Origin of the sequence: Dinghuibacter sp., from assembly GCF_035492835.1 — a bacterium.
Taxonomy (GTDB): Bacteria; Bacteroidota; Bacteroidia; order Chitinophagales; family Chitinophagaceae; genus Dinghuibacter.
Genome location: NZ_DATJIY010000244.1, coordinates 1 through 4,666, shown reverse-complemented (window position 1 = coordinate 4,666; position 4,666 = coordinate 1). Strand labels below are relative to the sequence as shown.

Below are 4,666 nucleotides of genomic sequence, written 5' to 3'. Positions count from 1 at the left end.
GGCCTCGGGGGTGGCACGGACACGCACGCACCATGTGAATATCAGCGCGCCGGTGGCGAACGCCGCGAAATCAATGGTTCCGGTCAGGGAGTATACGATCCCGACGCCGGGAAGCGCGGGCAGGAAAGCGCACAAACCCAGGACATTGATCAGCATGCCCACGACTATGCGGCCACGGGCGCTCCAGTTTTTGGCTTGGACATAGCCCAGGCTGCCGCCCACGATGCCGACAAACGAAAAGCTTGTCAGCCACTCCCCGGGGACCAGGTAATAATGAAGTAAAGAGAAGCCGCCCGAAGACAGGAGAACCAGCGCCAGCCAACAGTCGGAAAACTTACGGTTGACGAAGGAAAAGCAGATGAGGAGAAGACCCGCGGCGAGGCTGCAACAGATACCGACCAGGGAAGCTATCAAAACCAGTGTGTCCATAAGCAGGTTATTAAGCTGGACGACACACACCTGGGTGTTCGGAGATAAGTGCTACAATACTACGACTAGGGTTACAATGTGGGCGTTAGGCAGATGTTAATAAACCGGCTTATTCCCCATAGGTATCCTTTAGCTCTCTGAGCAAAACCGTCGCCTGCTGCATCACCGCCCTGGCGTCGATGAGCAGGGTGCCCAACCGCCTGGAGCGGATCATCTCCACATACTGGTTGAACAACACCTTGTCGGTGCTCAGCAACGGGGGTTTGGATTGGATAAAGCTGTCTATCCGGGCGCGGTCGAAATGCACGAGGTTGTCCTGGAAAATGCTGTTGGCGATGTCGTTGTAGTAGAAGTTAAAGAGTTTGGACCGGCTGATCCGCACTTCCGTGTATACCTCCCGGTAGTCGTCGTCGTACTCCCTCATCTGCCGGCACAACCGGTTGTACCGGGCTACGTCGATGGCCACGGCTTTGTCCAGGTAGGACAGCGTGCCCGAGCTTTTCATTTGCTCGAAGGTGGCATCGTTGGGCACGAAGGCGCGCTGCGAGCCGCCGAAAAGGCCATACCAGTATAATTTACCGGAGGGCACGTCCCTGGGGTCCGCCGTCCCCAGCAGTTGCATCAGGGTATCGGTGTTCCGGGCGGCGTATTCGTAGTAGGCGATGAACTGCCGGAGGGTGGCGGTGTCGTCCTCCAGATCTTTAATCATCGAAGCGGCGTACATACCGGACCGGTGGCTTTCGTGGATACCTTCCCGTATGTTTTCGGCAATAAAGCCCATGGTAACGGCGATGAAGATCATCAGGCCTTCCAGGAGGTATTCCTTGAATGATTTGCGCTCTACGTGCGGGTGGTGGTGGACTTCCATGCACCTAATATAAGCATTTTGCGACCTGTCGTTACCACTGTTGCACGCGGATACCGATCTGGCCGTCGAGCATGGCGAACTCGCGGGCGCCCCAGGGTCTTTCGGTGATCTTGTCCAGGTTTGGATGCAGGAGCTCCGGGTGGCTGGCGGACACCTTTGCATAGACCTCCTCGATGTCATTCGTCTGCAGCCGGATCTCCGGGTGCTCCAATTCGGCGTAGTGGTCGTTCTGGAAGAGCAGGATGCTGAGGCCGTCCTTGGTGACCGAGCAGAACGGGCTTTCGGCGTTTAGCTCATCGTGACTGATGGTGAACTCCAGGCAGTCGATGAAGGTCTTCAGGCCGATGGCGATGTCTTTGTAGAAGAGGCTGGGGACAAGCTTGGTGAAAGTCATAAAAAATAGGGTGTGCCTAAGCACACCCCAATATAGTAAAATAGCGCAGTTTAAAACGAATAGCGGGCGCCAAATTGCACCGAGTAATAGCTCGCGGTCTTCTGCAACGTCCCCGCGTTCTGGTTGACGCTGTACTGGAACGAATTCGACGCGGCGTCGAAACCCGTTACGTTATACAGGTTCGTGTTGATGATCTGTTTGTATCCGCCCCAGCGGTAGTTGACCAGGTTCAGCACATTAAATATATCCGCGCGGAGCGTGAGCTTGTGGGTGCTGAACAGCTTGAGGTCGTAAGCCGCGCTGAGGTTCCATTGGGTGCGCCAGGGCATGAGGCCGCCGTTGTAGGGGGCGAACTGGCCGTAGTGGCTGGTGAGGAACTTGCGGAACTGCGGGCTGGTCTTGGTTAGCAGTGTCTTCATACCGGTCTGGATGCCGGCCGGCGTGGCGGCGCTGTTCGGGTCGTAGATATACGCCAGGTTGGTGCCGTCGTTGGTTTCCCCGATGATGTCCTTGTTGACGTAGGCGGAGTAGTGGGCGTTCTCGTAGGCCTGGAACGAGGAGCTGATGCTAAAGCCGTGGAAGGTCGGGCTAAGGAACAGGGCCACGATCTTGTTGGGCTGGTCGCCGTCGCTGCGCCAGTTACGGCCGTAGGAGGAATAGGTCCAGTAGCTGGAGCCGACGCTGAAGTTGGCGTTGCGCGGGTCGCCGTTGTCGTAGGGCGGCGTGCCGGTGGCCTTGCCGTGGGCGTAGCTGACGCTAAAGGTGCCGTCGCGGCCGATCTGGACGGCGGCTTCGACCATCGCGCCCCAGTATTTGGAGGACCAGGAGGTGTTGGTGAAGTAGCGTACCTGGTTGAAGTCGGGGGCGATCCGGGAATTGGCCAGGATCGGGAGATAGCTGGTGGACGTGGAATTATTCAACGTGCCCGCCGGGACGTAGATTTGTCGTCCTTCGTTGGTCACGAACTCGGGCGTGCGCTTTAGGTTCAGGTCGTAGAGGTAGAAGTTGTCCCAGGTATTGTCGAAATAGACGTTGACACCGGCGCGTAGCCACGGGGTGAAGTAATGGTAGTAGCTGGCGCTGGTCTTAAAGGTGAGCGGGTTCTTGAGGTGCTTGTCGAGCATCAGGACGGTCGCGGGTTGCTTGGTCTTCAGGCTGTCGTAGAACGCCACGCCGGGGACGGCGTTGAAGTCCTTCTGATAAAGCGCCCACTGCGCGGCGGGGACGTTCTGCTCTATGTCCACCTGGCGGAAGTCGACGCCGTTGTCGATGTGGGCAAAGGTGATAGGCTGGGTGGTCAGCTCGGAGGCAAACAGCCCCGCACCTACCTTGAAGATGTCGCGGCCGTCGCCATGGATGTCCCAGATGAGGTTGGCGCGCGGCTCGATGTTCTTGGCGTCGAAGGGGACGACGTGCGTGTTGACGCCGAGCTCCTGCTCCAGCAGCGGATTGTAGGTGGGCGCGCTCCCGATGATCTGGCCGTCCCAGCGGAGACCGACGGTGAGGTTGAGGTTGGGCTTCAGGTTGGTTTCCATTTGCGCGAAGGCCCCGAGCTCGATCAGCGGCACGCTGACCTTGGGATTGATGCCGTCGAGCGGTATCTTCCGGTTGAAGCGGTAGGGCGTGTTGTTTTGCAGGTCCTGGATGCTGGCGTAGTAGAACTGACCCTGCTGGTCATGCGACAGCCGGTCGGTGATGTGATTGATATTGTTGTCCGTTCCGAAAACGAAGTGCAGCCCCCCCGTGTTATAGCGGAGGTAGTCGATGACCTGTACGACGTCGGAGGCGTCGCGCTCGGGCACCCAGTTCTGGTCGCCAAAGGCGACGGTGGTGGTGCCGGTGCTGCCGTCGCTGAAGGTCGAGTTCACCGTGACAAAGCCCTCGGGGACGTGGTTGTTGAGGAAGGTCAGGAACTTCCGGTAGGTGCTGAAGTTGAGCTTCAGCTCATTGGTGGTGTGCTGGTTGAACTCGGTGCGGAGCCCCAGCATCGCGGCGTTGTCGATCTCGATACCGGTGTACTGGGTCGTCAGCAGCCCGGCCGACTTGAGCTTGTTGGGGTCGACGAAGTGGAGATAGTTGTACTTGAGGGTCAGGAGGTTTTTCTTGTTGATGTTCCAGTCGAGCTTGGCGAAGCCGTTTTGCGTACGCTGATTGATGCTGATGGTGCCAAATTGCTGGCTGGGCGGGAACCCGTATGTGGGCCCTTCCAGGATGTTGACGACTTGTTGCAGGTTGGCCTCGGTGATGCCGAGGTTCTTTTCTGCCTGCGCCTGGGTGGGCCCGGAAAAGGTGAAGTCATACGCCCGGAACGGAATGGTGTTGTTGTACTGGTCATACGCCACCAGGAAGTGGAGCTTGTCCTTGATCAGCGGACCGCTGAACAACCCGCCGAACTGGGCGGTCTTATAGTTATTGGTCAGGTGGTTCCCGTTCACGTCCTTGTCGGCCGCCAGCGACGAGGCGCCATAGTAACCCCACGCCGCGCCCGATAACTTGTTGGTCCCCGATTTGGTGATCGCCGTGACGACGCCGCCGGAGCCGCGGCCGTTGGTTACGTCGTAGGAATTGGTCGACACCTCGAACTCCCGGATGGTCTCGGAGGAAATGGAGAACGCCGCGTCGCTTATGCCGCCGAAGTCCGCCCGGCGGTTACTCACGCCGTCGAGCATGTACCCGGTACCGCCCGCCTTGGCGCCGGCCAGGTTGGCGCCGTTGGCCAGCGGGGATAAGAGCATGAGGTCGGTATAGTTGCGGGATACCAGCGGTATCTTCTGGATGGCGCGACCGCTGACGGCGGTGCTCGTCCCCAGCCGGTCGACGCTGTTGTTAAAGCTGTTGGACCGGATCGTCACTTCAGCGAGCTCTTTCGTGCTTTTGGCGATCGTGATCTTGTGGAGGACCAGGCGGTCGCCGAGGTTGAGGACGTTGCCTTTTAACAGGGTCGTCTGGGCCCCAACCGCGGACACTGTTATATC

General features: G+C 58.7%; 4 protein-coding genes. All 4 read right to left on the bottom strand.

Features of this window, described 5'->3' with window-relative positions; translation table 11 throughout:
• Positions 1-429: hypothetical protein (locus tag VL547_RS22005; RefSeq protein WP_325582062.1), on the bottom strand; the 429-nt coding region annotated here is incomplete at its 3' end.
• Between the two features lie 109 nt (positions 430-538).
• A complete protein-coding gene (locus VL547_RS22000) occupies positions 539-1,297 on the bottom strand; it encodes a hypothetical protein (RefSeq protein ID WP_325582061.1) in 759 nt (252 codons plus the stop codon).
• 31 nt (positions 1,298-1,328) lie between these two features.
• Positions 1,329-1,691: a hypothetical protein gene (locus tag VL547_RS21995; RefSeq protein WP_325582059.1), complete on the bottom strand. Its 363-nt coding sequence runs from the start codon at positions 1,689-1,691 to the stop codon at positions 1,329-1,331.
• 50 nt (positions 1,692-1,741) lie between these two features.
• A partial coding sequence (locus VL547_RS21990; protein WP_325582058.1) for a hypothetical protein occupies positions 1,742-4,666 on the bottom strand: 2,925 nt, incomplete at its 5' end.

What these genes read in the sequence shown, in the direction of transcription:
- VL547_RS21995 (WP_325582059.1), bottom strand. Translation starts at nt 1,691, where the DNA reads ATGACTTTCACCAAGCTTGTCCCCAGCCTCTTCTACAAAGACATCGCC.
- VL547_RS22000 (WP_325582061.1), bottom strand. Translation starts at nt 1,297, where the DNA reads ATGGAAGTCCACCACCACCCGCACGTAGAGCGCAAATCATTCAAGGAA.